The organism is Bradyrhizobium ingae (genome assembly GCF_055791185.1).
The window spans coordinates 1-26,400 of the sequence record NZ_JBVUBB010000062.1; the positions used below are offsets into that span (position 1 = coordinate 1).

24 protein-coding genes and 2 pseudogenes are annotated in these 26,400 nt (G+C 63.1%); 13 read left to right on the forward strand and 13 right to left on the reverse strand.

Annotated elements, in window-relative coordinates:
- Nucleotides 1-92 precede the first annotated feature (92 nt).
- From ACV1FX_RS39865 to ACV1FX_RS39875, 3 genes and pseudogenes are all read left to right on the forward strand, one after another.
- A pseudogene (locus tag ACV1FX_RS39865) lies at nucleotides 93-467 on the forward strand (PH domain-containing protein); the annotation flags it as partial.
- A 14-nt stretch (nucleotides 468-481) separates the two neighbouring features.
- Complete coding sequence (ubiG, locus tag ACV1FX_RS39870) at nucleotides 482-1,249, forward strand: bifunctional 2-polyprenyl-6-hydroxyphenol methylase/3-demethylubiquinol 3-O-methyltransferase UbiG (RefSeq protein WP_473122957.1); 768 nt, start codon at nucleotides 482-484, stop codon at nucleotides 1,247-1,249.
- A gap of 281 nt (nucleotides 1,250-1,530) precedes the next feature.
- Nucleotides 1,531-2,430: an EamA family transporter gene (locus ACV1FX_RS39875; RefSeq protein ID WP_473122958.1), complete on the forward strand. Its 900-nt coding sequence runs from the start codon at nucleotides 1,531-1,533 to the stop codon at nucleotides 2,428-2,430.
- Here ACV1FX_RS39875 and ACV1FX_RS39880 read toward each other — a convergent pair.
- From ACV1FX_RS39880 to ACV1FX_RS39895, 4 genes are read right to left on the reverse strand one after another with little or no spacing between them, the layout of a single operon-like run.
- The gene (locus ACV1FX_RS39880; protein WP_473122959.1) at nucleotides 2,427-2,903 is read right to left on the reverse strand and encodes a DUF1178 family protein; all 477 of its coding nucleotides are present in this window, start codon (nucleotides 2,901-2,903) and stop codon (nucleotides 2,427-2,429) included. The genes ACV1FX_RS39875 and ACV1FX_RS39880 overlap by 4 nt on opposite strands.
- Entirely contained in the window at nucleotides 2,900-3,784 is an 885-nt protein-coding gene (locus ACV1FX_RS39885) for a carbon-nitrogen hydrolase family protein (RefSeq protein ID WP_473122960.1), read from the reverse strand. The genes ACV1FX_RS39880 and ACV1FX_RS39885 overlap by 4 nt, the downstream gene beginning before the upstream one ends.
- Complete coding sequence (gene grxC / locus ACV1FX_RS39890) at nucleotides 3,781-4,056, reverse strand: glutaredoxin 3 (protein WP_473122961.1); 276 nt, start codon at nucleotides 4,054-4,056, stop codon at nucleotides 3,781-3,783. The genes ACV1FX_RS39885 and grxC overlap by 4 nt, the downstream gene beginning before the upstream one ends.
- A 35-nt stretch (nucleotides 4,057-4,091) precedes the next feature.
- Nucleotides 4,092-4,901, reverse strand: a complete 810-nt coding sequence (locus tag ACV1FX_RS39895; protein ID WP_473122962.1) for a ComF family protein — start codon at nucleotides 4,899-4,901, stop codon at nucleotides 4,092-4,094.
- 146 nt (nucleotides 4,902-5,047) lie between these two features.
- Between ACV1FX_RS39895 and ACV1FX_RS39900 the strand changes: the two genes are divergently transcribed.
- Nucleotides 5,048-5,896, forward strand: a complete 849-nt coding sequence (locus ACV1FX_RS39900; protein ID WP_473122963.1) for a methyltransferase domain-containing protein — start codon at nucleotides 5,048-5,050, stop codon at nucleotides 5,894-5,896.
- Between the two features lie 126 nt (nucleotides 5,897-6,022).
- Here the strand turns inward: ACV1FX_RS39900 and mutT are convergent, their stop codons facing one another.
- The 3 genes from mutT to ACV1FX_RS39915 form a co-directional block, all read right to left on the reverse strand.
- Nucleotides 6,023-6,433 (reverse strand): 8-oxo-dGTP diphosphatase MutT, encoded by a 411-nt coding sequence (mutT, locus tag ACV1FX_RS39905; RefSeq protein WP_473122964.1) that lies wholly within the window; start codon nucleotides 6,431-6,433, stop codon nucleotides 6,023-6,025.
- Nucleotides 6,434-6,441: 8 nt separating this feature from the next.
- Nucleotides 6,442-7,683: a bifunctional glutamate N-acetyltransferase/amino-acid acetyltransferase ArgJ gene (gene argJ, locus ACV1FX_RS39910; protein ID WP_473122965.1), complete on the reverse strand. Its 1,242-nt coding sequence runs from the start codon at nucleotides 7,681-7,683 to the stop codon at nucleotides 6,442-6,444.
- A gap of 101 nt (nucleotides 7,684-7,784) precedes the next feature.
- Entirely contained in the window at nucleotides 7,785-8,696 is a 912-nt protein-coding gene (locus tag ACV1FX_RS39915; protein ID WP_473122966.1) for a peptidylprolyl isomerase, read from the reverse strand.
- A 354-nt stretch (nucleotides 8,697-9,050) separates the two neighbouring features.
- On the opposite strand from ACV1FX_RS39915, the gene secA reads away from it, so the two are divergent.
- Entirely contained in the window at nucleotides 9,051-11,891 is a 2,841-nt protein-coding gene (gene secA, locus ACV1FX_RS39920; protein WP_473122967.1) for a preprotein translocase subunit SecA, read from the forward strand.
- A 301-nt stretch (nucleotides 11,892-12,192) separates the two neighbouring features.
- Here the strand turns inward: secA and ACV1FX_RS39925 are convergent, their stop codons facing one another.
- The 4 genes from ACV1FX_RS39925 to ACV1FX_RS39940 form a co-directional block, all read right to left on the reverse strand.
- Nucleotides 12,193-13,761 carry a L,D-transpeptidase family protein gene (locus tag ACV1FX_RS39925; RefSeq protein ID WP_473122968.1) on the reverse strand — a complete coding sequence of 523 codons (1,569 nt, stop codon included), beginning with the start codon at nucleotides 13,759-13,761 and terminating at the stop codon, nucleotides 12,193-12,195.
- Between the two features lie 392 nt (nucleotides 13,762-14,153).
- Nucleotides 14,154-15,116, reverse strand: coding sequence for an acetyl-CoA carboxylase carboxyltransferase subunit alpha (locus ACV1FX_RS39930; RefSeq protein WP_473122969.1), 963 nt, complete (start codon nucleotides 15,114-15,116; stop codon nucleotides 14,154-14,156).
- A gap of 267 nt (nucleotides 15,117-15,383) precedes the next feature.
- Nucleotides 15,384-16,364 (reverse strand): site-specific tyrosine recombinase XerD, encoded by a 981-nt coding sequence (gene xerD / locus ACV1FX_RS39935; RefSeq protein WP_473122970.1) that lies wholly within the window; start codon nucleotides 16,362-16,364, stop codon nucleotides 15,384-15,386.
- 17 nt (nucleotides 16,365-16,381) lie between these two features.
- Nucleotides 16,382-16,528 (reverse strand): histidine kinase, encoded by a 147-nt coding sequence (locus ACV1FX_RS39940; protein ID WP_458148626.1) that lies wholly within the window; start codon nucleotides 16,526-16,528, stop codon nucleotides 16,382-16,384.
- 144 nt (nucleotides 16,529-16,672) lie between these two features.
- Here ACV1FX_RS39940 and ACV1FX_RS39945 point away from each other — a divergent pair.
- The 3 genes and pseudogenes from ACV1FX_RS39945 (at nucleotide 16,673) to ACV1FX_RS39955 (ending at nucleotide 19,771) form a co-directional block, all read left to right on the forward strand.
- Nucleotides 16,673-17,286 (forward strand): annotated as a pseudogene (locus ACV1FX_RS39945) (shikimate kinase).
- Nucleotides 17,283-18,440 (forward strand): 3-dehydroquinate synthase, encoded by a 1,158-nt coding sequence (aroB, locus tag ACV1FX_RS39950; protein WP_473122971.1) that lies wholly within the window; start codon nucleotides 17,283-17,285, stop codon nucleotides 18,438-18,440. The pseudogene ACV1FX_RS39945 and the gene aroB overlap by 4 nt, the downstream one beginning before the upstream one ends.
- A gap of 26 nt (nucleotides 18,441-18,466) precedes the next feature.
- On the forward strand, nucleotides 18,467-19,771 hold the full coding sequence (locus ACV1FX_RS39955) for an HlyC/CorC family transporter (RefSeq protein WP_473122972.1): 1,305 nt from the start codon (nucleotides 18,467-18,469) through the stop codon (nucleotides 19,769-19,771).
- Between the two features lie 79 nt (nucleotides 19,772-19,850).
- Here the strand turns inward: ACV1FX_RS39955 and ACV1FX_RS39960 are convergent, their stop codons facing one another.
- Nucleotides 19,851-20,123 carry a BolA family protein gene (locus ACV1FX_RS39960; RefSeq protein WP_473122977.1) on the reverse strand — a complete coding sequence of 91 codons (273 nt, stop codon included), beginning with the start codon at nucleotides 20,121-20,123 and terminating at the stop codon, nucleotides 19,851-19,853.
- Between the two features lie 118 nt (nucleotides 20,124-20,241).
- On the opposite strand from ACV1FX_RS39960, the gene ACV1FX_RS39965 reads away from it, so the two are divergent.
- On the forward strand, nucleotides 20,242-20,877 hold the full coding sequence (locus tag ACV1FX_RS39965) for a J domain-containing protein (protein WP_254109879.1): 636 nt from the start codon (nucleotides 20,242-20,244) through the stop codon (nucleotides 20,875-20,877).
- Nucleotides 20,878-21,005: 128 nt separating this feature from the next.
- Here the strand turns inward: ACV1FX_RS39965 and ACV1FX_RS39970 are convergent, their stop codons facing one another.
- Nucleotides 21,006-21,626 carry an ATP-dependent DNA ligase gene (locus ACV1FX_RS39970; protein ID WP_473122973.1) on the reverse strand — a complete coding sequence of 207 codons (621 nt, stop codon included), beginning with the start codon at nucleotides 21,624-21,626 and terminating at the stop codon, nucleotides 21,006-21,008.
- 300 nt (nucleotides 21,627-21,926) lie between these two features.
- On the opposite strand from ACV1FX_RS39970, the gene ACV1FX_RS39975 reads away from it, so the two are divergent.
- The 4 genes from ACV1FX_RS39975 to ACV1FX_RS39990 are packed head-to-tail and all read left to right on the forward strand — an operon-like array spanning nucleotide 21,927 to nucleotide 26,314.
- Nucleotides 21,927-24,686, forward strand: coding sequence for a type I restriction endonuclease subunit R (locus ACV1FX_RS39975; RefSeq protein WP_473122974.1), 2,760 nt, complete (start codon nucleotides 21,927-21,929; stop codon nucleotides 24,684-24,686).
- Nucleotide 24,687: 1 nt separating this feature from the next.
- On the forward strand, nucleotides 24,688-25,386 hold the full coding sequence (locus ACV1FX_RS39980; RefSeq protein ID WP_473122978.1) for a restriction endonuclease subunit S: 699 nt from the start codon (nucleotides 24,688-24,690) through the stop codon (nucleotides 25,384-25,386).
- Nucleotides 25,383-25,574 carry a type I restriction-modification system subunit M N-terminal domain-containing protein gene (locus ACV1FX_RS39985; RefSeq protein WP_473122975.1) on the forward strand — a complete coding sequence of 64 codons (192 nt, stop codon included), beginning with the start codon at nucleotides 25,383-25,385 and terminating at the stop codon, nucleotides 25,572-25,574. The genes ACV1FX_RS39980 and ACV1FX_RS39985 overlap by 4 nt, the downstream gene beginning before the upstream one ends.
- Nucleotides 25,538-26,314: an HsdM family class I SAM-dependent methyltransferase gene (locus tag ACV1FX_RS39990; RefSeq protein ID WP_473122976.1), complete on the forward strand. Its 777-nt coding sequence runs from the start codon at nucleotides 25,538-25,540 to the stop codon at nucleotides 26,312-26,314. Before ACV1FX_RS39985 ends, ACV1FX_RS39990 begins: the two co-directional genes overlap by 37 nt.
- The last annotated feature ends 86 nt before the right edge of the window (nucleotides 26,315-26,400 follow it).

Here is a 26,400-nt window from a genome sequence, read left to right on the forward strand (position 1 = left end):
CCCCCCCCCCCCCCCCCCCCCCCCCCCCCCCCCCCCCCCCCCCCCCCCCCTTTTTTAGTCGTCGGCAGCGTCAGATGTGTATAAGAGACAGGGCCTGGATCGTGGCCCTGGTCCTGCTTCTGATGTCCCGGCAGACGGCAACGGAGGGGCTCGTGCTGCTGTGCCTCACCGCCTCCGGCCTGGTGGCGCTGATGGGGCTCTGGTGGACGCTGAAGGGCTGGTTCCACCGCTTCACCACCGAAACCGACGTGACCAATTTCAGGGTTGTGCATAAGACCGGGTTCATCACCCGGAAGACCTTTGAAATGAGCCTGGACAAGGTCGAAAGTGTCGATGTCGACCAGACCATTCTGGGTCGCATCCTCAACTATGGCGACGTGACGATCCGCGGTGTGGGCGAGGGGGTCGAGAAGATCAAGACCATCGCTTCCCCACTTGCCTTCCGCAATTCGATCACCGTGCGCTAGGACGGCGCGTTTTCATGAGCATGCTGCAGAATAGTTCCACGATTGGTGCGCAGGCGTCGACCGTCGACGCCGCCGAGATCGCGAAATTCTCAAAACTCTCCGCCGAGTGGTGGGACCCCAACGGCAAGATGGCCCCGCTGCACAAGATCAATCCGCTGCGGCTCGGCTATATCCGCGACGCCGCCTGCCGCAAGTTCGAGCGCAACGTGCGAAGCCTCAACTGCCTCGGCGGCCTGCGCGTGCTCGACATCGGCTGCGGCGCGGGGCTGCTCTGCGAGCCGCTCTCGCGGCTCGGGGCGCAGGTCATCGGCATCGATCCCTCCACCAGCAACATCGCGGCCGCAAAGCTGCATGCCGACAAGGGGCATCTGTCGATCGACTACCGCTGCACCACGGTCGAGGAAGTCGATCCGCGCGAGCGGTTCGACATCGTGCTGGCGATGGAGGTGGTGGAGCACGTCACCGACGTCGGCGTATTCCTGAGCCGCTGCGCCGCGATGCTGAAGCCGAGCGGGCTGATGGTGGTCTCGACCTTGAACCGTAACTGGAAGAGCTTTGCGCTCGCCATCGTCGGCGCCGAATACGTGCTGCGCTGGCTGCCGCGCGGCACCCATGAGTGGAACAAGTTCGTCACCCCCGACGAGCTCGCCAAATACCTGCTCGACAACCGCCTCGCCATCACCGAGCAGACCGGCGTCGTCTACTCACCCTTCGCCGACAAATGGAGCCTCTCGTCCGACATGGACGTGAACTACATGGTCGTGGCGGAAGGGATGGTGTGAGCGGGCTGTGAATAGGACACGAGCATTCGCCTCACTGACGATGTCGTCCCTGCGAACGCAGGGACCCATACCGCGGAATCTATCGGCGGCGAACGGTGTTGGAGGCGCGGTTTGGCAGCTTCCGCAAAACTACTCCCTGGGATTATGGGTCCCTGCGTTCGCAGGGACGACAGTTTGGTTGTTGTGAGAGCATCGCTCCCATGACGTGAGCGCGATTGACCTCGTGAGTCGGTCTCGGCAGTTTGGGCTACGATTACCGCATTCCTAGCCATTCCCCACCCATGTTCACCGTCACCAGCATCTGGATTCCCTTCACCGTCATCGCTGCGCTAGGACAGGTGGCGCGCAATGCGATGCAGCGGTCGCTGACGAAGCCGTTGGGCACCTGGGGCGCGACCAACATACGCTTCCTGTTCGGCTTCCCGTTCTCCGTGCTGTTCCTGGGCCTGGTGCTGGTCGTCTCCGGCGATCATCTCAGCATGCCGCCATCCGTGTTCTGGCCATGGCTGCTGTTAGGAGCGCTCAGCCAGATCGTCGCCACCGGATTGATGCTGCTCGCCATGAACGATCGCTCTTTCGTGGTGACGACGGCCTACCTGAAGACCGAAGCGATCCAGACCGCAATCTTCGGCTTCGTCTTCCTCGGCGATCACCTGACCTGGCTCAAGGTGCTGGCGATCGTGATCGCGACCGTCGGCGTCGTCGTCACCGCGCTTCGGCCGGGCGGAGAGAAGAGCTTTGCCGAATTGAAGCCGACCATGATGGGCCTCGTGGCGGCCGCAGCCTTCGCACTGTCGGCCGTCGGCTTCCGCGGCGCGATCATCACGGTGCCGGGCGTCTCTTTCGTGACGGCGTCCTCGTTCACGCTGGTGCTGGGCCTGTTCGTGCAGACGCTGATCCTGACGATCTACCTGCTCTGGCGCGCACCAAAGGTCCTGCAGGCGATCCTCGGCCTCTGGAAGCCGTCGCTGCTCGCCGGCTTCATGGGCGCCTTCGCCTCGCAATTCTGGTTCCTGTCCTTCGCGCTGACCGCCGCCGCCAATGTCCGCACCCTCGCGCTGATCGAGGTGCTATTCGCGCAAGGGGTAGCCTACTACTCGTTCAAGCAGCCGATCTCGCCCCGCGAGATCTTCGGCATCGTCCTGATCGTGATCGGCGTGGCACTGCTGGTAGGGGTTTAGTTCCGGTCTTCCGGCAGCACCGGCAGCGGCGACACCTCGATGCCTTCGTCGATCAGCGACTTGGCCTCATCGGGCGAGGCTTCGCCGTAGATCGGGCGGTGCTCCTTGTCGCCGTAATGCATGGCGCGGGCCTCATTCGGGAAGCGCTCACCGACATTGTCGGCATGCTTCACGATGTGGTCGCGGAGCTCCTTCAGCTTGGTGCGCAGCTCGCGCTCCTGCGCAAGCATCAGCGACGTCGGCTGCTGCTGCGGCACGACCTCAGGCGCGGGTGCCGGGGCCGGCTCGGGAGCGCGCTCGCGGCCCTTCTTGCCGACGATGCGCGGCGCCATGATCGCCTTGTCGACCTTGGCCGAACCGCAGATCGGGCAGGTCACGAGCTTGCGCTTGATCTGAGACTCGTAAGCTGACGAGCTCTGGAACCAGCTTTCGAACGCGTGGTCCCGCTCGCAGCGGAGCGCATAGCGGATCATGCCGATCCCCGCACCAGATGCAGATGGTCAGGGCCCGCCTTCGGATCGGCGACGCCGAAGCGGCGGCCATGTTGCAGCGAGGGAATCGCCCTGCGTGCGGTCTCGACCCTCGCCGGATCGATCTTGGCCATGATGATGCCGGGCTCGACATCACCCTCGGCAAGGATCTCGCCCCAGGGGTCGATGATCAAGGAATGACCATAGGTCTCGCGCTTGTTCTCGTGCGTTCCGGCTTGCGCGGCAGCAAACACGAAGCAGCCGGTCTCGATCGCGCGCGAGCGTAGCAGCACGTGCCAGTGCGCTTCGCCGGTCTTGCGGGTGAAGGCGGAGGGTACTGTGATGAACGATGCGCCGGCTTCCGCCAGCGCGCGATAGAGCGCGGGGAAACGCACATCGTAGCAGATCGTGAGCCCGACGCGGCCCCAGGGCAGATCGGAGATCACGGCCGTCTCACCGGGCTGGTAGTTGGCGGATTCGCGATAGCTCTCGCCGTCCGGCAGCTCGATGTCGAACATGTGGATCTTGTCGTAGTTCGCCAGCACATTGCCGTCGGGCCCGATCAGGAAGGAGCGGTTGACCGCCTTCTCCGGCGAGTAGCGCAGCGCCAGCGAGCCGACATGCAAGAAGATCCTCAATTCGGTGGCGAGCGCGCGATAGGCTTTCAGCGATTTGTCGTCCTCTTCGCTGGCGAGGTGCTCGAACAGCGCCTTGCGGTTCAGCTGCATCATGTTGCTGACTTCGGGCGTCTGCACGTAGTTGGCGCCGTTTGCCGCCGCCTTTCGAATCAGCTTGCTCGCCTGCTCGAAGCTCGGTTCAGGCAGAAGGCCGGTGCGCATCTGCACCATGGCGGCCGTGAAGGTACGATCTTGATTCTGGCTCATGAAACGGCCTTGACGCTTTCGAGCAGTGCATCGAGCTTGCCTTCGCGATCGAGCGAATAGAGCTCGTCGCAGCCGCCGACATGCTTCTCGCCGATCCAGATCTGCGGGAATGTCGAGCCCTGGCCGGCGCGGTCGTACATCTCCTGGCGCCACGACGGGTTCCTGGCGACATCGAACTCGGTGAAGGCGGCCTTCTTGCGATTCAACAGCGACTTGGCTGCGGAACAATAGCCGCAGCCCGGCCTCGTATAGATCTCGACAGCAGTGCTCATCTCGCCTGACGCTCTCAATTCATGAATTGACTGAATTATATGGGACGTGACCCGGTCTCCACAACCCGGGCAAAGACCAGTGCGTCGACCTGCGCCGCCTTGGCGCGGAGCAAGGCTCTCGCGCAGGCATCCAGCGTCGCGCCGGAGGTCAGGACGTCGTCGACCAGGATGATACGGCGCCCCTGCACCTCGGCTTGGTGGTCGGCAGATACCTGGAATGCGCCCTGCACATTGGTGGCGCGCTGGGCGCGCGACAGTCCGATCTGCTGCTCGGTGGCGCGGACCCGGCGCAGGACGTCGCCGTTCACCTTGACCCCCGTCTGCCGCTCGATCACCCGGGCCAGCGCGCCCGACTGGTTGTAACGACGGCGCCACGCCCGCCGCCAATGCAGGGGCACCGGGACCAGCATGTCGGCCTCGCTGAGCAGCTCGCGTCCCGCGCGCGCCATCCAGCGGCCCATGGCCGGCGCAAGATCGGTGCGGTCCTGGTACTTCAGCGAATGTACCAGCGTGCGCGCGACGTCATCATAGCGCACCGCGGCGCGCGCCCGATGATAAGCGGGCGGGCTCGCGATTGCCTCCATCGACAGCATCTCGGGGCCGGGATCGTAGACGAAGGGGATTCCGAGCCGCGGACAATAGGGCGGGGCGATGAAGGAGAGTTTCGCCCAGCAGGCCGCGCACACGCCCTCGCCGTTGACCGGCTCGCGGCAGGACACGCACAGGGTCGGCAGCGCAATGTCGAGCACGAGCGCTGCCACGCGCGAGAGCAGGCGGTGGCCAGCCGAGAGTGCCCCGCGCCAATGGGCGGAGATGGAACGGGACGGGGCAGTTTCGGCTTCCATGGAAGGAGGCTAGCGCTACCCGACAATCTGCTCAAGCTGCTCCGGTCTTGTGCCCCGGCTCTGCGCCGCGTCACTTCGTGCCGCGCCGCGTCCGGGACACGAGAGAGGAGATTGCCAGAACGACTTGGATCGGCGTAACCAGCGGCATGGCGCAAACTCCGCAAATCCCGCCCGCCCTGTTCGACCGCGCGCTGCTGCATGCGCGGCAGTCCCGTGCGCGCGTGCAGGGGCCCGTCAGCTTCCTGCTCGACCGCGTCGACGAGGACATGGCCGACCGGTTGGCGGCGGTGATGCGCGAATTCGGCGCCGTTGCCGATCTCTGGACCCCCGGCGAGGGGTTGTCGGCGCTGCGCGCACGTTTCGGCAACGCGCAGCGGATCGAGCTCGATGCGGCGGGCGAGGAGAAGCTGCCGCTGGCGCCGGAAAGTCTCGATCTCGTGGCGTCCGCGCTGGCGCTGCAATTCGTCAACGATTTGCCGGGCGTGCTCGCGCAAATCCGTCGTGCATTGAAACCTGACGGTCTCCTGCTCGCCGCGATGATCGGCGGCGACAGCCTGACCGAACTGCGCCAGGCCTTTGCCGCGGCCGAGGCCGAGTGCGAGGGCGGAGTATCGCCGCGCGTCGCGCCATTCGCTGACCTGCGCGACATCGGCGCGCTGCTGCAGCGGGCGGGCTTTGCGCTGCCGGTGACCGACGTCGACCGCATCGTCGTGCGCTATGCCAATGCGTTTGCGCTGATGCAGGATTTGCGACGGATGGGCGCAGCCAATGTGCTGGTCGAGCGGCGGCGCACACCGACGCGGCGCGCGACGATGCTGCGGATGGCCGAGATCTATGCCGAGCGATTTGCCGATCCCGACGGCCGCATCCGTGCGACGTTCGATGTCATCTGGCTCTCCGGCTGGGCGCCGCATGCGAGCCAGCAGCAGCCGCTCAAGCCCGGTTCGGCGAAGGCTAGTCTTGCGGAGGCGGTGAAGAAGGCGGGGAAGGGTTGACGTGTCCCGGACGCGCTGCAGCGTGAAACGCTGCTGCGCAGAGCCGGGACCCAGACTGTGTCGCCCGGGCCCCGGCTCTGCAGCGCACCGCAAGAGCGCTGCGCTGCGTCCGGGGCACACCGAGCCTCACATCAACAGATCGATCAAATGCGGGATCAGCGGAATGTCCGCCGGCGGCATCGGATAGTCGCGCAGCTTGTTGGCGCGGACCCACGCCAATGTCTGGCCTTCGCGTGCCGTCACCATCCCCTCCCAGCGGCGGCAGATGTAGAGCGGCATCAGCAGATGGAACGTCTCATAAGCGTAGCTTGCGAAGGTGAGCGGCGCCAGGCACGGCTCGCTGACGGTGATGCCGAGCTCCTCTTGCAGCTCGCGGATGAGGCTCTGCTCCGGCCGTTCGCCGGGCTCGAGCTTGCCGCCGGGAAACTCCCAGAGGCCGGCAAGCGCCTTGCCTTCGGGGCGCTGCGCGATCAGCACGCGCTTGTCGGCGTCAATGAGCGCGCAGGCCACCACCAATGTCAGTTTGAGTTCGGCCATGCCTGAACTTACGATCGATAGTCGCCGTTGATCGCGACATATTCCTTGGTGAGGTCGCAGGTCAGCACGCGGTCGCGGCCCTTGCCGAGGCCGAGCGAGACCTTGATCGCGATCTCCGGCGCCTTCATCGCCTCCGACACCTGCGCCTCGTCGTAAGACGGATCGCGCGCGCCGCTTTTGGCGACGCGGATGCCGTTGAAGGAGATCGACAGCTTGTCGCGATCGGCAGGCTCGCCGGCTTTGCCGACCGCCATCACCACGCGGCCCCAATTGGCGTCCTCGCCGGCGATCGCGGTCTTCACCAAAGGCGAGTTCGCGATCGACATCGCGATCTTGCGCGCCGACGCCTTGGTCTTGGCGCCTTCCACGGTGATCTCGACCAGCTTGCGCGCGCCTTCGCCGTCGCGCGCCACCTGCTCGGCGAGATTGGCCAGCACCTCGTTGAACGCCTTGACGAAGGCCTTCAGGTGCGGATCGCTGGCGCGGCTGATTTTTGGCGCGCCGTGCTCGGCGGCCGCGCCGGTGGCAAAGGCCAGCAGCGTGTCCGAGGTCGAGGTGTCGCCGTCGATCGTCACCGCGTTGAAGGTGTCCTCCACGCCACTCTTGAGCAGCGCTTGCAGCGCGGCCGGCGCGATCGGTGCGTCCGTGAAGATGAACGACAGCATGGTCGCCATGTCGGGCGCGATCATGCCGGCGCCCTTGGCCATGCCGTTGATGGTGACCTTGGCCTTGCCGAGCTTGACGGTCCTGGTCGCGACCTTCGGGAAGGTGTCGGTGGTCATGATCGCCTTTGCCGCTGCGAGATAATCGCCGGGCTCTGCGGTCTCGGCGAGGCGGCCCAGGACGCCGTCGAACTTGGTCGCATCCAGCGGCTCGCCGATCACGCCGGTCGAGGCGAGGAAGATCTCGCTTTCGCTGCACCCGACGGCCTTGGCCGCGATCTTCGCGGTCAGCGCGGTCGAGGCACGGCCGGTCTTGCCGGTGAAGGCGTTGGCATTGCCGGAATTGACGACCAGCGCGCGCGCCTTGCCACCTTTGAGCTTGGCCCGGCACCATTCCACCGGCGCGGACGGGCATTTCGACTTGGTGAAGACGCCGGCGACCGCCGTGCCCTTGTCCAGCAGCGCGAGCAGCACGTCGGTGCGGTTCTTGTAGCGGATGCCGGCTTCCGCCGTCGCGAGACGGACGCCCGCAATCACGGGCATGTCGGGAACGTGCTTCGGGGCGAGCGGGGAGACGGAGGAGGACATCGCGGGGCGCCTTGGTGGGTCTGGATATGCAGATGGCCGGGCGATGCCCGGCCATTGCGATGCTTAGATACTATTGGCGTCAGCGAAGTGACAGCGAATTCTTACTTCTTCGCGGGGGGCGCCATCTTGTTGTCGGAGGGCTTCGCCGCGTCAGCAGGCTTGGCTGCGTCCGCAGCCGGCTGGTCCAGCCGCTCGACCTTGGCTTCAGTGCGGAGCTTCGCGACGTAATCAGCCTGGGCCTTGCGGGTGACGTAGTTCTCGATCTGGGCCTTGACCTGATCGAAATCCGGCGCCTTGCGGCTGCGCTTTTCCTCGACCTTGATGATGTGCCAGCCGAACTGCGACTTCACGGGATCGGAGATCTTGCCCGGCTCCAGCGCGAAGGCGACCGCGGAGAATTCCGGCACCATCTGCTCCTTGGTGAAGAAGCCGAGGTCGCCGCCGTCGGCGGAGCCCGGATCCTTGGACTTCTTCTTGGCGAGCTCGGCGAAATCGGCGCCCTTGTCGAGCTCGGCCTTCACGGCCTTGGCCTCGTCCTCGGTCTCGACCAGGATGTGGCGGGCGCGCACCTCCTGCTCGCCGGTGATCTGCTTGGAGGCCTCTTCATAGACCTTCTTCATAGCGTCGGGGGTGGTGGCGGCCTTGCCTTCCTGGGCAAGCAGGCTGTCCATCAGGAGGCGGTTGCGGGCGAACGCCAGGCGCTTCTTGAACTCCTCGCCGTCGGCGATCTTCTTGTCCTCGGCGGCCTTGGCGACGATCTTCATGTCGATCAGGAAGGCCAGCACGTTCTCGTCCTTGGTCGCCGGGTCCATCTGCGCCAGGGACGCCCCCAGTTCCTCCTCGGCGAGCGCGACGTCGCTCTTCTTGATCTCTACACCATTGACCTTGGCCAGGACCGGGTCGTCGGCGGCCCGGCCGGGACCCGCGATCAGCGCCAGCGCAAGGCAGCCCGCAAGGGCGGTGGCGAGGCCGAAGCGCAGGCCGGTTTTCGTTACCGGGAACGAGGTGGTCATGGAAAATCCTTATCCTGAAGGGGGTATTTGAGCGGGGCGGACACTCGCCCAATCGGGGTGCCTTGGCAACGCGAAAAACCTGTCAAAATGATGAATTAGCGGAAAGCCGGCCGCCGTTGACAAGGCTCAGGGTGGGCCATATCTCTGCCCGGTCGCGTCCATGGCGATGGCGTTTATTTTGCTGCGTTTTTGGCCGTTGAACCCAGATTTGCTCAATTCCCACCCATATGGCGGATGACCCCGGAACGGGGTCTTGGCCGCGAGGCGTCACGGTGAGTTGATAGGCAAGTTGGTGACAACCTCTTGGCTGCAACGCGGTAATCGCGAACACAGGAATTTGGCAAGGAATTCGGCATGATCGGCGCGCTCGCCCGCAAGTTTTTCGGCTCCGCCAACGATCGGCGGGTGAAGGGATACCAATCCCGAGTCAGCGCGATCAACGCGCTCGAGCCGGAACTTTCAAAACTCTCGGACGAAGCCCTCAAGGCCCGCACCGCTGAATTCAAGCAGCAGCTCGCAAACGGCAAGACGCTGGACGACCTGCTGGTGCCGGCCTTCGCCACGGTGCGCGAGGCGGCCAAGCGCACGCTCGGCCAGCGCCATTTCGACGTCCAGCTCATCGGCGGCATGGTGCTGCATGAGGGCGACATCGCCGAGATGAAGACCGGCGAAGGCAAGACCCTGGTCGCTACCCTTGCGGTCTACCTCAACGCGCTCGCCGGCAAGGGCGTCCACGTCGTCACCGTCAACGACTACCTCGCCCGCCGCGACTCCGGCTGGATGGGCCAGATCTACGGCTTCCTCGGCATGACCACCGGCGTGATCGTGCACGGGCTCGACGATGCCGAGCGCAAGGCGGCCTATGCCTGCGACATCACCTACGGCACCAACAACGAATACGGCTTCGACTATCTGCGCGACAACATGAAGTACCGGCTCGAGGACATGGTCCAGCGGCCGCACTACTACGCGATCGTCGACGAAGTGGACTCGATCCTGATCGACGAGGCGCGCACGCCGCTGATCATCTCCGGCCCGCTCGACGACCGTTCGGACTTCTACAACACCATCGACACCTTCATGCCGAAGCTGGAGAAGGTCACGGACTACGAGGTCGACGAAAAGCAGCGCACGGTGACCTTGACCGAGGGCGGCATGGAGAAGCTGGAGACGCTGCTGCGCGACGCCGGCCAGCTCAAGGGCGAGTCGCTGTACGACGTCGAGAACGTCTCGGTCGTGCATCACGTCAACCAGGCGCTGCGCGCCCACACGCTGTTCACCCGCGACAAGGACTACATCGTCCGCGACGACGAGGTGGTGATCATCGACGAATTCACCGGACGCATGATGCCGGGCCGGCGCTATTCGGAAGGCCTGCACCAGGCCCTGGAGGCCAAGGAGCACGTTGCGGTTCAGCCCGAGAACCAGACGCTCGCCTCGATCACCTTCCAGAACTACTTCCGCATGTACGAGAAGCTGGCGGGCATGACCGGCACGGCGGCGACCGAAGCCGACGAATTGTTCGACATCTACAAGCTCGAGGTCGTGGAGATCCCGACCAACCTGCCGGTCGCGCGTCTGGACGAAGACGACGAGGTCTACCGCACGCAGAAGGAAAAATACGTCGCCATCCTCGCCGAGATCGAGCGCGCCAATGCGCGGCTCCAGCCGGTGCTGGTCGGCACGGCGTCGATCGAGAAGTCGGAAGTGCTCGCCGAATTCTTGAAGCAGAACGGCTACAAGCAGATCGATTTCGGCAAGGAAAGCGCGCTGGAGAAGCTCTACGCCGCCGCCCGCGCCGGCAAGCCCGCAAAGCTGTTCGCGGTCTTGAACGCGCGCTTCCACGAGCAGGAAGCCTATATCGTTGCTGAAGCCGGCGTTCCCGGCGCGATCACGATCGCGACCAACATGGCCGGCCGCGGTACCGACATCAAGCTCGGCGGCTCGCTCGACATGCGTATCCAGCAGGAGACCGCGGGGATCGAGGACGAGGCCGAGAAGGCCAAGAAGATCGAGCAGATCAAGGCCGACATCGAGCACTTCCGCGACATCGTTCTGAAGGCCGAAGAGACCGTCGAGATCGAGCCGGCCAAGGGCTCAAAGCCCGCCAAGACCGTGAAGAAGCCCGGCGGCCTCTACATCATCGGCTCCGAGCGTCACGAATCCCGCCGCATCGACAACCAGCTCCGCGGCCGCTCCGGCCGTCAGGGCGACCCCGGTCGTTCGAAATTCTTCCTGTCGCTGGAAGACGATCTGATGCGTATCTTCGGCTCGGATCGTCTCGACAGCATGCTGCAGCGGCTCGGCCTGAAAGAGGGCGAGGCGATCATCCATCCCTGGATCAACAAGGCGCTCGAGAAGGCGCAGCAGAAGGTCGAGGCGCGCAACTTCGACATCCGCAAGAACCTGCTCAAGTTCGACAACGTCCAGAACGACCAGCGCAAGGTGATCTTCGACCAGCGCGTCGACCTGATGAAGGACGAGAATGTCGCCGAGACCATCGCCGACATGCGCCACGCCTTCATCGAGGACCTCGTCGCCAAGCACGTGCCCGAGCATGTCTATGCCGAGCAGTGGGACGTCGCGGGCCTCAAGGAAGAGCTCAAGCGCGTGCTCGATCTCGACTTGCCGGTCGACGACTGGGCCAAGGAAGAGGGCATCGCCGACGAGGAGCTGCTCACCCGCATCGAGACCCGCGCCGACGAGCATATGGCTGCGAAGGTTGCGCAGTGGGGTCCCGACGTGATGCGTTACGTCGAGAAGACCATTCTGCTGCAGACGCTCGACCATCTCTGGCGCGAGCACCTCATCATGCTCGACCATCTGCGCCAGGTCATCGGCCTGCGCGGCTATGGCCAACGGGATCCGTTGCAGGAGTACAAGACCGAGGCCTTCAACCTCTTCCAGGAGATGAGCGCGCATCTGCGCGAGGCCGTCACCGCGCAGCTCATGCGCGTCGAGATCGTGCCGCCGGAGCAGGAAGCCCCGGTGATGCCGGCGATGGAAGCGCACAAGCTCAATCCGGATACCGGCGAGGACGAGATGGCCTTCGCCAACGTCACGCTGGCCCCGCAAGCCAATGCCGCCCAGCGCGATCCGAAGAACCCCGCATCCTGGGGCAAGGTCGGCCGCAACGAGGACTGCCCCTGCGGGAGTGGCAAGAAGTTCAAGCACTGCCACGGGCGGTATGCTTGATGTGATGACGGAGTGAGTGAGGCGCGACGCTCTCGCTTCACTCCAACGTCATTGCGAGCACAGCGAAGCAATCCAGAGTCTTTCCGCAGAGGGATTCTGGATTGCTTCGCTGCGCTCGCAATGACGAGTCTTGGGAGCGTCCATCGCGCATCGATCTCCGCTGTCATGCTCCGCGAAAGCGGGGCATCCGGTACGCCGCGGCTTCTCGATTCAGGCAGAACTGTCTCTGGAATACTGGATTCCCCGCTTTCGTGGGGAATGACGGCTGAGTGTGTGGCGGGCTGCGACGAAGATGTCGCCCTTACTTCACCGCGCCGAACCGGCTGTCGAACGAGTTCGACGACATCACCGGCGCTGCGCCGGCGAGCTGGGCGTCCTTGGCTCCGGCAGCGGCCGCGCTATCCGACACGGACGGTTTCAGCGGCGGGCGTGACGCGGCAACGCGCGTGTCGGTAGGCTTCGGCTCGGCGGGCTTGGCGGCCGCGACCGGCTTGGCCGTTTCCTTCGATACGTCCTTGCTCGCGTCCTTGGCCGTGCCGTGTCCCGGCACGAACCGGGTCACCGCGGCCTTCAGCCGGGATGCCGCCGTGGGCGGAGCTGCCGTAGCGGTGGTGGCCGGCGGCGGCGTCGTGGTCGCGGTGGTATCGGCGGTGCCCATGCCCATCTTGCGGGCAAGGCCCGAGAAGAAGCCGCCGCCTTGCGAAGTGCCTTGCGAAGTCTCGGTGGGCGCGGCGGCCGCGACGCGGGTGTTGCTGGCCTGCGATGGGACGGCGACGACCGGCTCGCTCTGCGCGCTTGCGGCAACAGGCTCGAGGTTCGGCCGCGGCGGATTGACCGTGCCGGGGATCGTGCCGGGCGCCTTCGACATTGCCAGCATCTGGAGCGTGTTGCCTTCGGCGCCCTCGGACAGGCCGGTCGAGCCTTCCGGAATCTTCGCGGCGAACACCTTGTTCATGCCGCCGTCGATGCCGGTGTTCATGCGCGCCATCGGCGTGCCCTTGGCGACGAGCCTTGCGTATTCCGCCTCGTCCTTCTCCTGCTTCTCGCGCACGGCGTTCGCGATGTCGTCGGGGATGACATAGGCCGGGCACTTTGCGGAGGCATCGAACACCGGATCACGCTTGGCGTCGGCCGGCTTGGCTGCGTCGAAGACGTACTTCTTCTCGCAGAAATCGACCTTCGGCTCCTGCCGCGTTACCTCGAAATGATCATTGCCTTCCTTGATCATCTTCCAGAAGGCCATGTTCGGATTGTTGCGGTGCTTGGCCATGTTCACCGGCGTCATCTTGAACGGATAGGCCTGGAACTGGAACGCCTTCTGGCCGCCGAAGAAGGACTCGCGGCCGAGCGAATAGATCTCCGCGATCTGCTCGTCCGTCATCGCGTAGCAGCCGCGCGAGGAGCAGTCGCCGTGCACCATGAGCTGCGAGCCGGAGCGCCCCAGCGCGCGGTCGAACGCGTTGGGATAGCCGGTGTTGAAGGAGAGGTAATAGGCCGACTGCGGATTCATCTGGCTGGGGTTGATCGAGTAGAACCCCTCGGGGGCCTGACGATCGCCTTCGCGGACTTTCGGTCCGAGATCGCCGGACCAGCGGCAGATCGGGTAGGTCTTGAGCAGTGCGAACTGGCCCGAGCGCGTCTGCTTCCAGACCTCGAGCTCGGCCTCCTGCTTGAACAGGCGGACCAGGATCGGCGATTGCAGATCCATGTCCTTCTCGGTCATCGCAGCGAGAAGCTTCGGCGAGACGGGCTGGTTGGCCTTGGCGTTGGTCGCGAGCGAAACCTGGTCGGTGTCGCAGCCGGCCAGCAGCACGCTGGCGCCAAGCGCAACCGACGTCAAAAGCGCGCGTGCAAGCGTGCTAGAAATCAAGATGGACCCCACACTCACCGGGCATATCGGCGAAAACCCCACTTCTGGAGCATGGCCTGACCGGCGATCCGGACCCGCGACTGACGGGTTTTTTGCAGACCAAGCCCCAGCGCTGATGCCCTGAAGCCATTGATTAAAATCTTACCCTCTGGGCCAAACCGTCGCAACCCAAGCGCGGATCACGAGGGCGTTGCCCCATAGGGATGGTCAACAAAGACTAAATCAGGGCGTAGCGGCCTAATTACGGCTGGGATCGCCGATTCGGGCGAAAAAAGGGTTAATGGCCCCTTACTCTTTCACTCCGGGGCGGTGCGAAGCACCGAGCCCGGAATCTCGAGATTCCGGGTTCGCCCTTGCGGGCGCCCCGGAATGACAAGGAAGAAAGAGGAAAATCACCCCAGTTTGCGGCCGATTTCGAGGAATTTCTGCCGGCGCTGCTTGCGGATTGCGTCGGCGTCCAGGTTGCGCAGCTCGTTGAAGGCCTGCTCGATCGCCTCACCGGTGGTGGCGATCATGGCGGCGGGGTCGCGATGGGCGCCGCCGACCGGCTCCTTCAAAATGCTGTCGATGACGCCGAAGCGCAGCATGTCCTGGGCCGTGATCTTCATGCTGTTGGCGGCTTCCTGGGCCTTGGTGCCGTCGCGCCAGAGGATCGAGGACGCGGCCTCCGGCGAGATCACGCTGTAGATCGCGTGCTCCAGCATCAAGACGCGATTCGCCGTGGTGATGGCGATCGCGCCGCCCGACATGCCCTCGCCGGTGATGATCGCAACGTTCGGGACGCCCAGCGACAGGCAGGCGTCCGTCGAGCGCGCGATGGCCTCGGCCTGTCCGCGCTCTTCCGCGCCGATGCCGGGATAGGCGCCGGCAGAATCGACGATCGACAGCACCGGCAGGCCAAACCGCTCGGCCATCTCCATCAGCCGCACCGCCTTGCGATAGCCCTCGGGCCGCGCCATGCCGAAATTGTGCTTGATGCGGCTCTCGGTGGAATCGCCCTTTTCCTGGCCCATCACGCAGATGGCTTCGCCGCGGAAGCGGCCGAAGCCTGCCACCAGCGCCTCGTCCTCTCCGAACTTGCGATCGCCGGCGAGCGGCGTGAATTCGGTGACCAGCCCCTTGATGAAATCGGAGAAGTGCGGCCGCTGCGGATGGCGCGCGACCAGCGTCTTCTGCCACGGCGTCAAGCTTGCATAGAGGTCGGCGAGCGCCTGTGCTGCCTTGTCCTCGATCTTGCCGACCTCCTCGGCGATGTCGGTGCCGGAGGCCGAGAGCGTGCGCAATTCGTCGAGCTTGGAATCGAGCTCGGCGACGGGCTTTTCGAAATCGAGATAGCTGCGCATGTGGTCTGGCATCGGTTCAATATAGGGAAGACGGGGCGAGGAGGTGAAACGGATTTGAGGCCGCGGATAGAAGTGTAGCTTCTTCAATGAGTTGGCTTGTGCGCAGCGACGCGGCGCGCCAAATCACGGGCAGGAGAGGGCTCTTTCTGCGGAGAAACGGCGGAAGTCAAGGCGGATGGTGTTTAGCAGGTCGTCCCGGCCTTCGCCGGTACGACGTTGGGGCGGGCGCGGGCGAAGCAATCGGCGGCCGTGATCCGTCTGCGATTCGGCCGCGAGACCTTACTTCTCCGCCAGCGGGTGCAGGTCGCGCACCAGGCTCTTCAGCCGCTCCTCAACCACATGGGTGTAGATCTGCGTCGTCGAGATGTCGGTGTGGCCGAGCAGCGTCTGCACGATGCGCAGATCGGCGCCGTTGTGCAGCAAGTGGCTGGCGAAGGCGTGGCGCAGAACGTGGGGGGAGACGAGGCGCGCCTGAAGGCCGGAGGCGACGGCGAGCTCCTTCAGGTCGCGGGCGAAATGTTGCCGCGTCAGGTGGCCGCTCTCGCCGAAGGAAGGAAACAGCCATTTCGAGGTGGCGAGGCTGGCTTTCTTGCTCGACTTGCCGTCGGGCCCGGTGTCGCCTTTGGCCGCATCGGTCGCGGCGAGATAATCCGCCATCGCCTGCCGCGCGGCCTCGTTCAGCGGCACCAGTCGCTCCTTGTTGCCCTTGCCGCGCACCACGATCATGCGCGCGTCGCGTTTTGCGGCCGAGCGTGGCAGCGACACCAATTCGGAGACGCGCAGGCCGGTGGCGTAGAGAACTTCGAGCAAACAATAGAGCCGCAAGCCGCGCAGCCGCCGCGAGGGCGAAGCGTCCGCCGCCTCGCCCAGCTCCTTGGCGCGCGTCAGCATGCGGTCGACGTCCGCGATCGACAGCACCTTCGGCAGGCTGCGGCCGCGTTTCGGTCCCGACAGGATCGCGGCGGGATCGTCGATGCGGATCCGTTCGTTGAGCAGGAAGCGGAACAGGTGCCGCATCGCTGACAGTCGCCGCGCGACGCTGGTGGATTTGAACCCGCGCGTATCGAGATCGGCGAGATAGTCGCGCAAGACTTGCGTGTCAGCGCCGACGAAATTCCGGCCCTTGTGGCCGAGGAAGTCGGAGAAATCGGTGAGGTCGCGCCGGTAGGCGTCGAGCGTGTTTGGGCCAGCGCCTTGTTCCGCCGCGAGCATGTCGAGGAACAGGCCGGTCAGTTGGGTATCGGAGGGTTTTCCAGGCATGCCCCTCAGGCTAGCCGCTATTTCTTGAGAAATTTGTCAGGCGGGATCGTCACCGTCATTTCCCGCGGCTTTGGATTGACGAAATTGGCCAGCGTGAAGATCACACCATAGACGATGCCGGCGAGCACGGCGACGACCGTCAGGAAGCGGAACAGGCTGGGCATCGGGCGAGGTCTCGGGCGCGCAAATTAACCAATGAAATCATCCAACATGTTCGCCGTTTCGTGGCAAGAGTCTCTGGCGAGGGCACCTTGGGGGTCGTATAGGTGGCCCGAATGCCGCCTTAGGCGGCAGATTGAGCGAGATCCATGTCCGACGCCGCCCTGCCAGCTCCAAGCTCGCCCGAGCCCGACATCCTGTCGGCGCTTGCGGGCCGCTCGATCGTGCTGGTCGGCATGATGGGGGTAGGCAAATCCACCATCGGCCGACGCATGGCGGCCCGGCTCAAGCTGCCTTTCGTCGATGCCGATACCGAGATCGAGACCTCTGCCGGCATGACCATACCGGAAATCTTCGAGCGCCACGGCGAGCCCTATTTCCGCAACGGTGAGGCCCGGGTGATCGCGCGCCTGCTTGACGGCGGACCGGTGGTGCTGGCGACCGGCGGCGGCGCCTTCATGCGCGAGGAGACGCGGGCGCGCATCGCGGCCAAGGCGATCTCGATCTGGCTCAAGGCGGACCACGACGTCATCATGCGGCGGGTGCGCCGCCGCGCCGACCGCCCGCTGCTGCAAACCCCCGATCCCGAGGGGACGGTGACCCGGCTGCTGAGCGAGCGCGAGCCGGTCTACCAGAATGCCGACCTCACGATCTCCTCGCGCGACGTTCCGCATGACCGGATCGTGGAGGAGTGCCTCGAGACGCTGCGCGACTATCTCTGCGGCGCTCCTCACCCCTCGATGTAGCGAGTGCTGCGAGATGACCGCGCCGTTGAAACATTCAGACCCCGTGATTGTCGATGTCGCGCTCGGCGATCGCGCCTACGACATCGTCATCGGCCGCGACCTACTGGCCTCGCTCGGCGCGCGCGTCGCGGCCCTGCGGCCGGGCGTGCGCACCGCGATCGTCACGGACCGCACCGTCGCAAAGCATTGGCTGGAACCGGCTGAAGCCTCGCTCGCGGCCGCGGGCATCCCGACCTCGCGCATCGTGGTCGAAGAAGGCGAGATCTCGAAAACCTATGCCGGCCTCGAAAAGGTCAGTGAGGCGCTGATCGCGGCCAAGATCGAGCGGAACGATCTCGTCATCGCGCTCGGCGGCGGCGTGGTCGGCGATCTCGCCGGCTTTGCCGCGGCGATCCTGCGCCGCGGCGTCGATTTCGTGCAGGTGCCGACCTCGCTGCTGGCGCAGGTCGATTCCTCCGTCGGCGGCAAGACCGGCATCAACTCGCCGCAGGGCAAGAATTTGCTCGGCGCCTTCCACCAGCCGGTGCTGGTGATTGCCGACACGGCCGTCCTCGACACGCTGTCGCCGCGTCAGTTCCGCGCCGGCTATGCCGAGGTCGCCAAATATGGCGTGCTCGGCGACGAGGCCTTCTTCGCCTGGCTGGAGAAGAACCACGCCGACATCTTCAAAGGCGGCTCGGCACGCGAGCATGCGATCGCGACCTCCTGCCGCGCCAAGGCCGGCGTCGTCTCGCGCGACGAACGCGAGACCGGCGAGCGCGCGCTGCTCAATCTCGGCCACACCTTCGGCCATGCGCTCGAGGCCGCGACCGGCTTCTCCGACCGCCTCTTTCACGGCGAGGGCGTGTCCATCGGCATGGTGCTGGCGGCGGAGTTTTCCGCAAAGCTCGGCATGTTAGGGGTGGCGGATGCCGCGCGCGTCGAGCGTCACCTTGCGGAAGCAGGTTTGCCGACGCGGCTCCAGCACATCGCGGGCTTTGCGCAGGAGGGGCTTGCCGACGCCGACGCGCTGCTGGCGCTGATGGCGCAGGACAAGAAGGTCAAGCGCGGCAAGCTCACCTTCATCCTGCTCGAGGCTGTCGGGCGCGCCGTGATCGCAAAAGACGTCGAGCCATCGCTGGTGCGCGACTTCCTGCAAGAAAACCTGCAAGACATCGCGCGCAAGGCGTGATGGGCGTGTGAAGTGGTTGTTGGGTCATGGATTGGCTCGGATTCTCCATCGTCGTCTTCTGTCTGCTGGTCTCGGCATTCTTCGCCGCGAGCGAGACCGCGCTGACCGGCGCCTCGCGCGCCAGCATGCTGCGGCTGTCGAGACAAGGTCACCACGAGGCCGACGTCGTCTCGCGTCTGCTCGACATGCGCGAGAGGTTGATCGGCGCGCTGCTGCTCGGCAATAACATCGCCAACATCGGTGCCTCCGCCATCGCGACTGGCATCTTCACCAACTGGTTCGGCGAGGTCGGCGTGCTCTATGCCACCGGCGTGATGACGGCGCTGGTGGTGATCTTCGCGGAGGTGCTGCCCAAGACCATCGCCATCAACGCGCCCGACCGCGTCGCGCTCGCCGTGGCGCGGCCGATGCGCCTGACCATGTACGTGCTCGGGCCGCTATTGACGGTGGTGGAAGTCATCGTGCGCCTGTTGATGCGGCTGTTCGGCCTCGCCGGCGAGCACCAGGCGATCCTGTCGCCGACCGAGCGCCTGCGCGGCGCGGTCGACCTGTTGCACCACGAGGGCAAGGTCGAGAAGCAGGACCGCGACATGCTTGGCGGCCTGCTCGACCTGCGCGAGCTCCAGGTCTCCGACGTCATGATCCACCGCACCGAGATGATGATGATCAACGCCGACCTGCCGCCGGAGGATCTGGTGCGCGAGGTGCTGGCGACCGAATACACCCGCATCCCGCTGTGGCGCGACAAGCCCGAAAACATCATCGGCGTGCTGCACGCCAAGGACCTGTTGCGTGCCATCCGCGCCTCCGAAGGCGACACCTCGCGCATCGACGCCTCGACCATCGCGCTGCCGCCCTGGTTCGTGCCGGAGATGCGCACCGTGTCCGAACAGCTCAAGGCGTTCCGCCGCCGCAAGACCCATTTCGCGCTCGTCGTCGACGAGTACGGTGAAGTTGAAGGCCTTGTGACGCTGGAAGACATTCTGGAAGAGATTGTCGGTGATATCTCCGACGAGCATGACGTCGTGGTCGCCGGCGTGCGCGCCCAGCCGGACGGCTCCGTCGTCGTCGACGGCTCGGTGCCGATCCGCGATCTTAATCGTGCGATGGACTGGCGCCTGCCCGACGAAGAGGCAACCACGGTCGCCGGCCTCGTCATTCATGAGGCACGATCGATCCCCGATCGCGGTCAGAGCTTTACCTTCCACGGCTTCCGCTTCCGCGTGCTGCGCCGCGAGCGCAACCGCATCACCGCGCTCCGTATTTCACCGGTGCCGCGCGAAGCGGAGGTGGAGGAAGCCAAGCCGAGGCGGGCCGGGACGGCGTTTTGACGGTGCAGCTTTGAGCTCCGAGGCTCCCACAATCGTCATGGCCGGGCTTGTCCCGGGCATGACGACCTCTTGTAGATAATTACTGACCTTCCCCCGGCGCCTGAGCGTGGATCGCCAGCGCGTGCACGCCGCCGGAGAGTTCCGTGGCCAGCGTCGAATTAATCATGCGGTGACGCTCGACCCGGCTCTTCCCTTTGAACGCCGAAGACACGATATAAACTCGGAAATGCGTCTCGCCGCCCGCCCGGTGGCCCGCATGGCCTTCATGCAAATGTGATTCATCGACCACTTGCAGGCTGTCCGGCGAGAAAGCTTCACGCAACTTGTTGCTGATAGTGTCCTGTGTAGCCATGTCGTTGCCAGTCCTGTGAGCCATTAAGTCGCAATCGCGTTCCCTGAATTCCCGTGCTTCTACGCCATTTGCAATGTCAAGACTTGAAGGTTTTTGCATTGCGTAGTCAAAGTCAGTCATGCCGATCGATTCATCAAAATTCTTCGATTCCATCCGCGTCAAGCCGAGGGGTGCGAAGCCGGAAGCGAAGCCGCGCGAGACCGTGGTCGCCTGCGAGTGGACCGGTTGCCAGAACAAGGGCAGCCACCGCGCGCCGAAGGGCCGCGAGAATTCGCGCGAGTACTGGCACTTCTGTCTCGACCACGTGCGCGAGTACAACCAGAACTACAATTTCTTTTCCGGCATGAATGCCGACGCCGTCGCGCGCTACCAGAAGGATGCGCTGACCGGCCACCGTCCGACCTGGAAGATGGGCGCCAATGGCGGCGTCAAGAAGGGGGCGGAAGCCGAGATCGACGGTGCCTTCGATCCCTTCAGCATGTTCAGCGAGATCAACGGCCGCGCCAACTGGCGCCGCGGCCCGGAAGCCCAGCCCAAGGCCGAGACTCGCAAGGTGATGAACGCCGAGCGCAAGGCGCTCCAGGTCATGGGCCTCGGCCCCGACGCCACGCTTGCCGACGTCAAGACCAAGTACAAGGCGCTGGTGAAGCAGCACCACCCGGATGCGAACGGCGGCGACCGCTCCACCGAAGACCGCCTGATCGAGATCATCAAGGCGTATAATTATCTGAAGACGGTGGTGAAGGAGGCGTAGGGCCTCTCGCGAGCCGCGCGCTCGCTGCCTTCCCTTCTCCCCTTGCGGGATACGATACAGGGGGAAAAGGTCAATGAACTCAATAGCAGACGCCGCTAGTGTCGGCCCAGTGTCGGGAAGTGCCTTTCTCAAGCCTTTTCAAGTATTTTTTTGCCGCGCGCCCCGTGCGCGTCCTGGACGCGGCTATAGCCGGGATGCGCGGGGTTCTTGATCTTGACCCAATGCGCGCACCGGCCGCCGCGATACGCGCGCTCGCGATGCTTCGACACAAGGCCCTCAAGGCCCATCTTGCAGGCCGCGCGGAATAGCTCGGGCCCGATCTCGCCCTGCTCGAACGGCGCGGCGTGGATGCCCTCGGGGTGGCGCGCCAGAAGCTGCGCGAGGTTCTGCTTGCGCAGAAACAGCGGCAGCTTGCGGTAGTCGTCGCCTTCGCCCGCGAGCATGTCGAAGGCGTAGAGCTGGACCTCGTCATTGTGCTTGCCGGACTGCAGCGCGTCGAAGTCGGATATTCCGTCGACGCCCAGGACCACCGCCTCGCCATCAAGGACGAACCGCTCCTGGCGCAGCTTCAGCGCGGTCTCGACAATCCAGGGAAAGCGCTTCGACCAGTCGAGCCCGGTCTTGCTGCGGAGGCGCACGACGCTGCTCTCCCGGATCACCATCATCCGGTAGCCGTCGTGTTTGATTTCATGGAGCCAGTCGGGACCAGAAGGAACCTCGTCCGCTTTGACCGGCAGGGCGAATTCCAAACGCCTGCTCATAGAGGCGTATGTATAAAGTCACGTGCGAATTGCGAATCCGGCAGATATGTCCAATTAGCCGCGCGTTAGTTGCGCGCCTGAAATGGTCGCAAACGTCCGGCTCCGGCATGAGCCATTCTGACTATTGTGCCCTAGCGCCAAAGTAACCATTATGGCTTTTTACCTAAAGTAGCAACAGGCAATCCATATCAGCAAAGAGTTGCGGAATTCTCAAAATCTGCCCGTTTGGCAAAGCCAGCGCTACTCCTACGACGGAAAACCCGCTAAAGGTCAGATGGGGCGGCGGCAATGACAACCAAAAACCAAAATCCTGAACAGATAGCGCGTGACCAGATTGATTCCAAACTGGTCGAAGCGGGTTGGTCTGTCCAGAATAAGGATGCTCTGGATTTCGATGCCGGACAAGGCATCGCCGTCCGCGAATACCAGACAGACGCAGGCCCTGCCGACTACGTGCTGTTTGTAGACAGGCGCGCTGTCGGTGTCATAGAAGCCAAGCCAACAGACTGGGGCCACAAAATCACGACTGTCGAGGAGCAGTCCGCTGGCTATGCTGCCGCCAAGCTGAAATGGGTAAACAACAGCCAGCCGCTGCCCTTCGTGTACGAAAGCACCGGCGTGATTACCCGTTTCACGGACGGTCGTGATCCCAAGCCGCGCTCGCGCGAGGTCTTCACCTTCCACCGGCCTGAAACAATGGCCGAGTGGCTCTCCAAGCCCAGGTCACTACGCGCGCGGTTGCATGATATTCCGACGTTGAACCCCGCAGGCCTGCGCGACTGCCAGATCACGGCAATCCAGAATCTGGAACATTCCTTTAAGGCTGACCGCCCGCGTGCTCTTGTGCAAATGGCGACCGGCTCAGGCAAAACCTTCACGGCCATCACATCCGTCTATAGGCTGCTCAAGCACGCCGACGCGAAGCGCATCCTGTTCCTTGTCGATACCAAGAACCTGGGTGAGCAGGCCGAGCAGGAATTCATGTCCTACCTGCCAAACGACGATAACCGCAAGTTCACCGAACTCTATAACGTGCAGCGCCTCAAGTCGTCTTTTGTCGCCAGGGACAGCCAGGTCTGCATCAGCACGATCCAGCGCATGTATTCGCTGCTCAAGGATGAGCCCCTTGACGAAGCGGCCGAGGAAGCGAACCCCGCCGAACTTCTGGTAAAGGGCAAACAGCCGCTACCTGTCGTCTACAACAAGAAAATTCCGCCCGAATTCTTCGACTTCATCATCATCGATGAGTGCCACCGTTCGATTTACAATCTATGGCGGCAGGTGATCGAATACTTTGACGCCTATCTCGTTGGGCTCACAGCTACACCAGATAATCGCACCTACGGCTTCTTCCGAAAGAACGTCGTTAGCGAGTACGGTCACGAGCGCGCTGTTGCCGACAACGTCAACGTTGGCAACGAAATCTATATTATCGACACTGAGGTCACGAAGAAGGGCGGCAAAATCAAGGCCGATCAACAGGTCGAAAGGCGCGAGCGTCTTACCCGCCAGAAGCGTTGGGAACGTCAAGACGAAGAGGAGCAGTACGCCGCCACGCAACTCGACCGCGCCGTAGTCAACCCCGACCAGATACGAACGGTCATCCGCACTTTCAGGGACAAACTCCCCGACATCTTTCCTGGACGCAAGGAAGTTCCTAAGACGCTAGTTTTTGCAAAAACCGATAGCCACGCCGACGACATCATTCAGATCATCCGCGAGGAATTTTCGGAGGGCAACGACTTTTGCAAAAAGATTACCTATCAGGCAACCGAAGACCCGAAATCCGTCCTCGCGCAGTTCCGCAACAACTACAATCCTCGCATTGCGGTGACGGTTGATATGATCGCCACTGGCACAGACGTAAGGCCGCTTGAATGCTTGCTCTTCATGCGCGACGTGAAGAGCCGCAATTATTTCGAGCAAATGAAGGGGCGCGGCACGCGTACCCTGGACGCCGACAGCCTGAAGAAGGTCACCCCCTCCGCGACAACCGCCAAGACCCACTATGTCATCGTCGATGCTGTGGGTGTGACGAAATCGCTCAAGACCGCGAGCCAGCCGCTCATCACCAAGCCGACTGTCCCCCTGAAGGACCTCGCGACTGGCGTTATGATGGGCGCACGCGATGAGGATACCGTCAGCTCACTGGCCGGACGTCTTGCACGACTTAACAACGAACTCGACGAAAAAGATCAGGCTCGCATCAAAGACGCTGCCGGAGGTTCGACCCTAGCGGAGATCGTGCGTGGATTGTTCGATGCGATCGATGCTGACCGGATCGAAGAAGCAGCCACGATTGCGACCGGCGGCGCGGAGCCGACTGATGCACAGCGCCATCAAGCCCGCGATAAGCTTGTCGGGCAAGCCGCCAACGTCTTCACCGGCCCACTGATAAATCTTCTCGACGGCATTCGTCGCGAGAAGGAACAAACAATCGACTACGACAATCTAGACAAGCTCATCGAGGCAGGCTGGAGCGGCGATGCTAAAGAGAATGCCGTGGCGATGGCGAAGGACTTTGCGGCATATCTGGAAGAAAACAAAGACCAGATCGAGGCTTTGACTATCTTCTACACTCAACCGGCGCGCAGATCGACTGTCACGTACGCGATGATTAAGGCATTATTGGATGTACTCAAGACAGATCGGCCAAAGCTCGCACCATTGCGCGTCTGGCGCGCCTACGCCCTGCTCGACGAGTACAAGGGCAGCGATCCCGTGAACGAGCTGACAGCGCTTGTCGCCCTCATTCGCCGCGTCTGCGGAATCGATGAAACGATTGCCCCCTATGCGGATACGGTACGTCGCAATTTCCAGAGCTGGATTCTGAAACGCCATAGCGGGGCGGGCGAGAAATTCACGGGCGAACAGCTCGAATGGTTGCAAATGATCCGCGACCATATCGCAACGTCGATTCACATTGAACGGGGTGATCTCGATATGGCCCCGTTCAACGCAAAAGGCGGACTTGGAAGAATGTATCAGCTCTTTGGTGCGAGCATGGATGGCATGATCGATGAATTGAATGAGGCGCTAATTGCTTAATGTGCAGAAACTGAATCATGACAGCAACTGGGTAAGAGTTACTCTTGGCCAGTGTGGCCAATTGTATTGTGGTCAATCTTCCGCCGTTTCCGAAGTTAACGATCAGGGGCGCGGACAGCCATATTTCACGGGCCCCGAGCAGTGGGATGGCATAAGGCTTCATGTCAACAAGTGGACCGAGCATCCCCGGAGGGTGGTTCCAGACGGTTGCATCTTCATTACGGTCAAAGGCGCGGGCGTTGGGAAAATGTTTCCCGGCATGGCCGGAGCAATCGGCCGCGACATTTATGCGTACCGTGTCCACGACGCCATCGAGTTCAAGTATGTCTACTATGCTCTTAAGTTCACGATCGAGCAGATAGTCGCCCAAGCCAAGGGCGACATTCCCGGCTTATCAAAAAGCCATATTCTCGATCACGAGATAATCTTGCCGGGCATCCACCAACAGCGACGAATCGTGGCCAAAATCGATGAAATGCTCTCGGCTCTGGAGAAGGGGATTGAATCGTTTACAGCCGGACTCCGTCAGTCTGAAATTTTGCGCTTAGCAATCATGAATAGCGCCTTCTCAGGCACCCTCGTTGCCCCGGACCCGAACGACGAACCTGCTTCTATGCTGCTGGAGCGGATCCGAGTTGACCTGGAAGGTGGCAATCGCAAGAAGACTAACAACAAGAACGGCAAGAACGAGGTTGCATGAGCGCAGCCCCCATCGTCTCCAAGGTTTGGAGCTTCTGCAACACGCTGCGCGACGACGGCGTGAGCTATGGCGATTACTTGGAGCAACTCACTTATCTCATCTTCCTGAAAATGGCCGATGAATACGCCAAGCCGCGCCCTATAAGCGCGACGTGGGTATCCCTTCCAAATACACCTGGTCTAGCCTGAGGGCCAAGCGCGGAGCGGAACTTGAGGGCCATTATATTGAGCTTCTGCGCGAGCTAGGCACGCGGAAGGACGTGCTCGGACAGATTTTCACCAAGGCCCAGAACAAGGTTCAAGACCCCGCGAAACTCTATCGCCTCATCGACATGATTGATGAGGTTCAATGGGTAAGCATGGACGCCGATGTAAAAGGCGACATCTACGAGGGTCTTCTCGAAAAGAACGCTGAGGACACCAAATCGGGCGCGGGACAATACTTCACGCCGCGCGCGCTCATCAAAGCGATGGTAGAATGTGTACGGCCGGAGCCTGGCAAATCTATCGCTGATCCGGCTTGTGGCACCGGCGGCTTCTTCCTCGCGGCTTACGACTTCCTGACCAACTCAGCCAATTACGAACTCGACAAGGCACAAAAGACCTTCCTCAAGCACAAGACCTTTCACGGCAACGAGATCGTCGCCAACACGCGCCGCCTCTGCCTGATGAACATGTTTCTGCACAATATCGGCGAGATCGATGGTGACGTGCTCATCTCGCCGAATGACGCGCTGGTCGCGCCCAGCGCGCAGAGCTTCGATTATGTGCTCGCCAATCCGCCCTTCGGCAAGAAAAGCTCGATGAGCTTCACCAACGATGAAGGTGAGGAAGAAGCGGACGACCTTACCTATAATCGTCAGGACTTTTGGGCCACCACATCAAACAGTAAGCGGCGTGTCTCCCACACCTTGTTCGGCGTGAGCTGACCGGCAACATGCGAGCCGTCATATACAGTTAAGGTTCGCATATATGGTTGACCATATAGTTGACGCTTCGGAGCCACGGGGCCGGG

What these genes read in the sequence shown, in the direction of transcription:
- ubiG (WP_473122957.1), top strand. Translation starts at nt 482, where the DNA reads ATGAGCATGCTGCAGAATAGTTCCACGATTGGTGCGCAGGCGTCGACC.
- ACV1FX_RS39875 (WP_473122958.1), top strand. Translation starts at nt 1,531, where the DNA reads ATGTTCACCGTCACCAGCATCTGGATTCCCTTCACCGTCATCGCTGCG.
- ACV1FX_RS39880 (WP_473122959.1), bottom strand. Translation starts at nt 2,903, where the DNA reads ATGATCCGCTATGCGCTCCGCTGCGAGCGGGACCACGCGTTCGAAAGC.
- ACV1FX_RS39885 (WP_473122960.1), bottom strand. Translation starts at nt 3,784, where the DNA reads ATGAGCCAGAATCAAGATCGTACCTTCACGGCCGCCATGGTGCAGATG.
- grxC (WP_473122961.1), bottom strand. Translation starts at nt 4,056, where the DNA reads ATGAGCACTGCTGTCGAGATCTATACGAGGCCGGGCTGCGGCTATTGT.
- ACV1FX_RS39895 (WP_473122962.1), bottom strand. Translation starts at nt 4,901, where the DNA reads ATGGAAGCCGAAACTGCCCCGTCCCGTTCCATCTCCGCCCATTGGCGC.
- ACV1FX_RS39900 (WP_473122963.1), top strand. Translation starts at nt 5,048, where the DNA reads ATGGCGCAAACTCCGCAAATCCCGCCCGCCCTGTTCGACCGCGCGCTG.
- mutT (WP_473122964.1), bottom strand. Translation starts at nt 6,433, where the DNA reads ATGGCCGAACTCAAACTGACATTGGTGGTGGCCTGCGCGCTCATTGAC.
- argJ (WP_473122965.1), bottom strand. Translation starts at nt 7,683, where the DNA reads ATGTCCTCCTCCGTCTCCCCGCTCGCCCCGAAGCACGTTCCCGACATG.
- ACV1FX_RS39915 (WP_473122966.1), bottom strand. Translation starts at nt 8,696, where the DNA reads ATGACCACCTCGTTCCCGGTAACGAAAACCGGCCTGCGCTTCGGCCTC.
- secA (WP_473122967.1), top strand. Translation starts at nt 9,051, where the DNA reads ATGATCGGCGCGCTCGCCCGCAAGTTTTTCGGCTCCGCCAACGATCGG.
- ACV1FX_RS39930 (WP_473122969.1), bottom strand. Translation starts at nt 15,116, where the DNA reads ATGCCAGACCACATGCGCAGCTATCTCGATTTCGAAAAGCCCGTCGCC.
- xerD (WP_473122970.1), bottom strand. Translation starts at nt 16,364, where the DNA reads ATGCCTGGAAAACCCTCCGATACCCAACTGACCGGCCTGTTCCTCGAC.
- ACV1FX_RS39940 (WP_458148626.1), bottom strand. Translation starts at nt 16,528, where the DNA reads ATGCCCAGCCTGTTCCGCTTCCTGACGGTCGTCGCCGTGCTCGCCGGC.
- aroB (WP_473122971.1), top strand. Translation starts at nt 17,283, where the DNA reads ATGACCGCGCCGTTGAAACATTCAGACCCCGTGATTGTCGATGTCGCG.
- ACV1FX_RS39955 (WP_473122972.1), top strand. Translation starts at nt 18,467, where the DNA reads ATGGATTGGCTCGGATTCTCCATCGTCGTCTTCTGTCTGCTGGTCTCG.
- ACV1FX_RS39960 (WP_473122977.1), bottom strand. Translation starts at nt 20,123, where the DNA reads ATGGCTACACAGGACACTATCAGCAACAAGTTGCGTGAAGCTTTCTCG.
- ACV1FX_RS39965 (WP_254109879.1), top strand. Translation starts at nt 20,242, where the DNA reads ATGCCGATCGATTCATCAAAATTCTTCGATTCCATCCGCGTCAAGCCG.
- ACV1FX_RS39975 (WP_473122974.1), top strand. Translation starts at nt 21,927, where the DNA reads ATGACAACCAAAAACCAAAATCCTGAACAGATAGCGCGTGACCAGATT.
- ACV1FX_RS39985 (WP_473122975.1), top strand. Translation starts at nt 25,383, where the DNA reads ATGAGCGCAGCCCCCATCGTCTCCAAGGTTTGGAGCTTCTGCAACACG.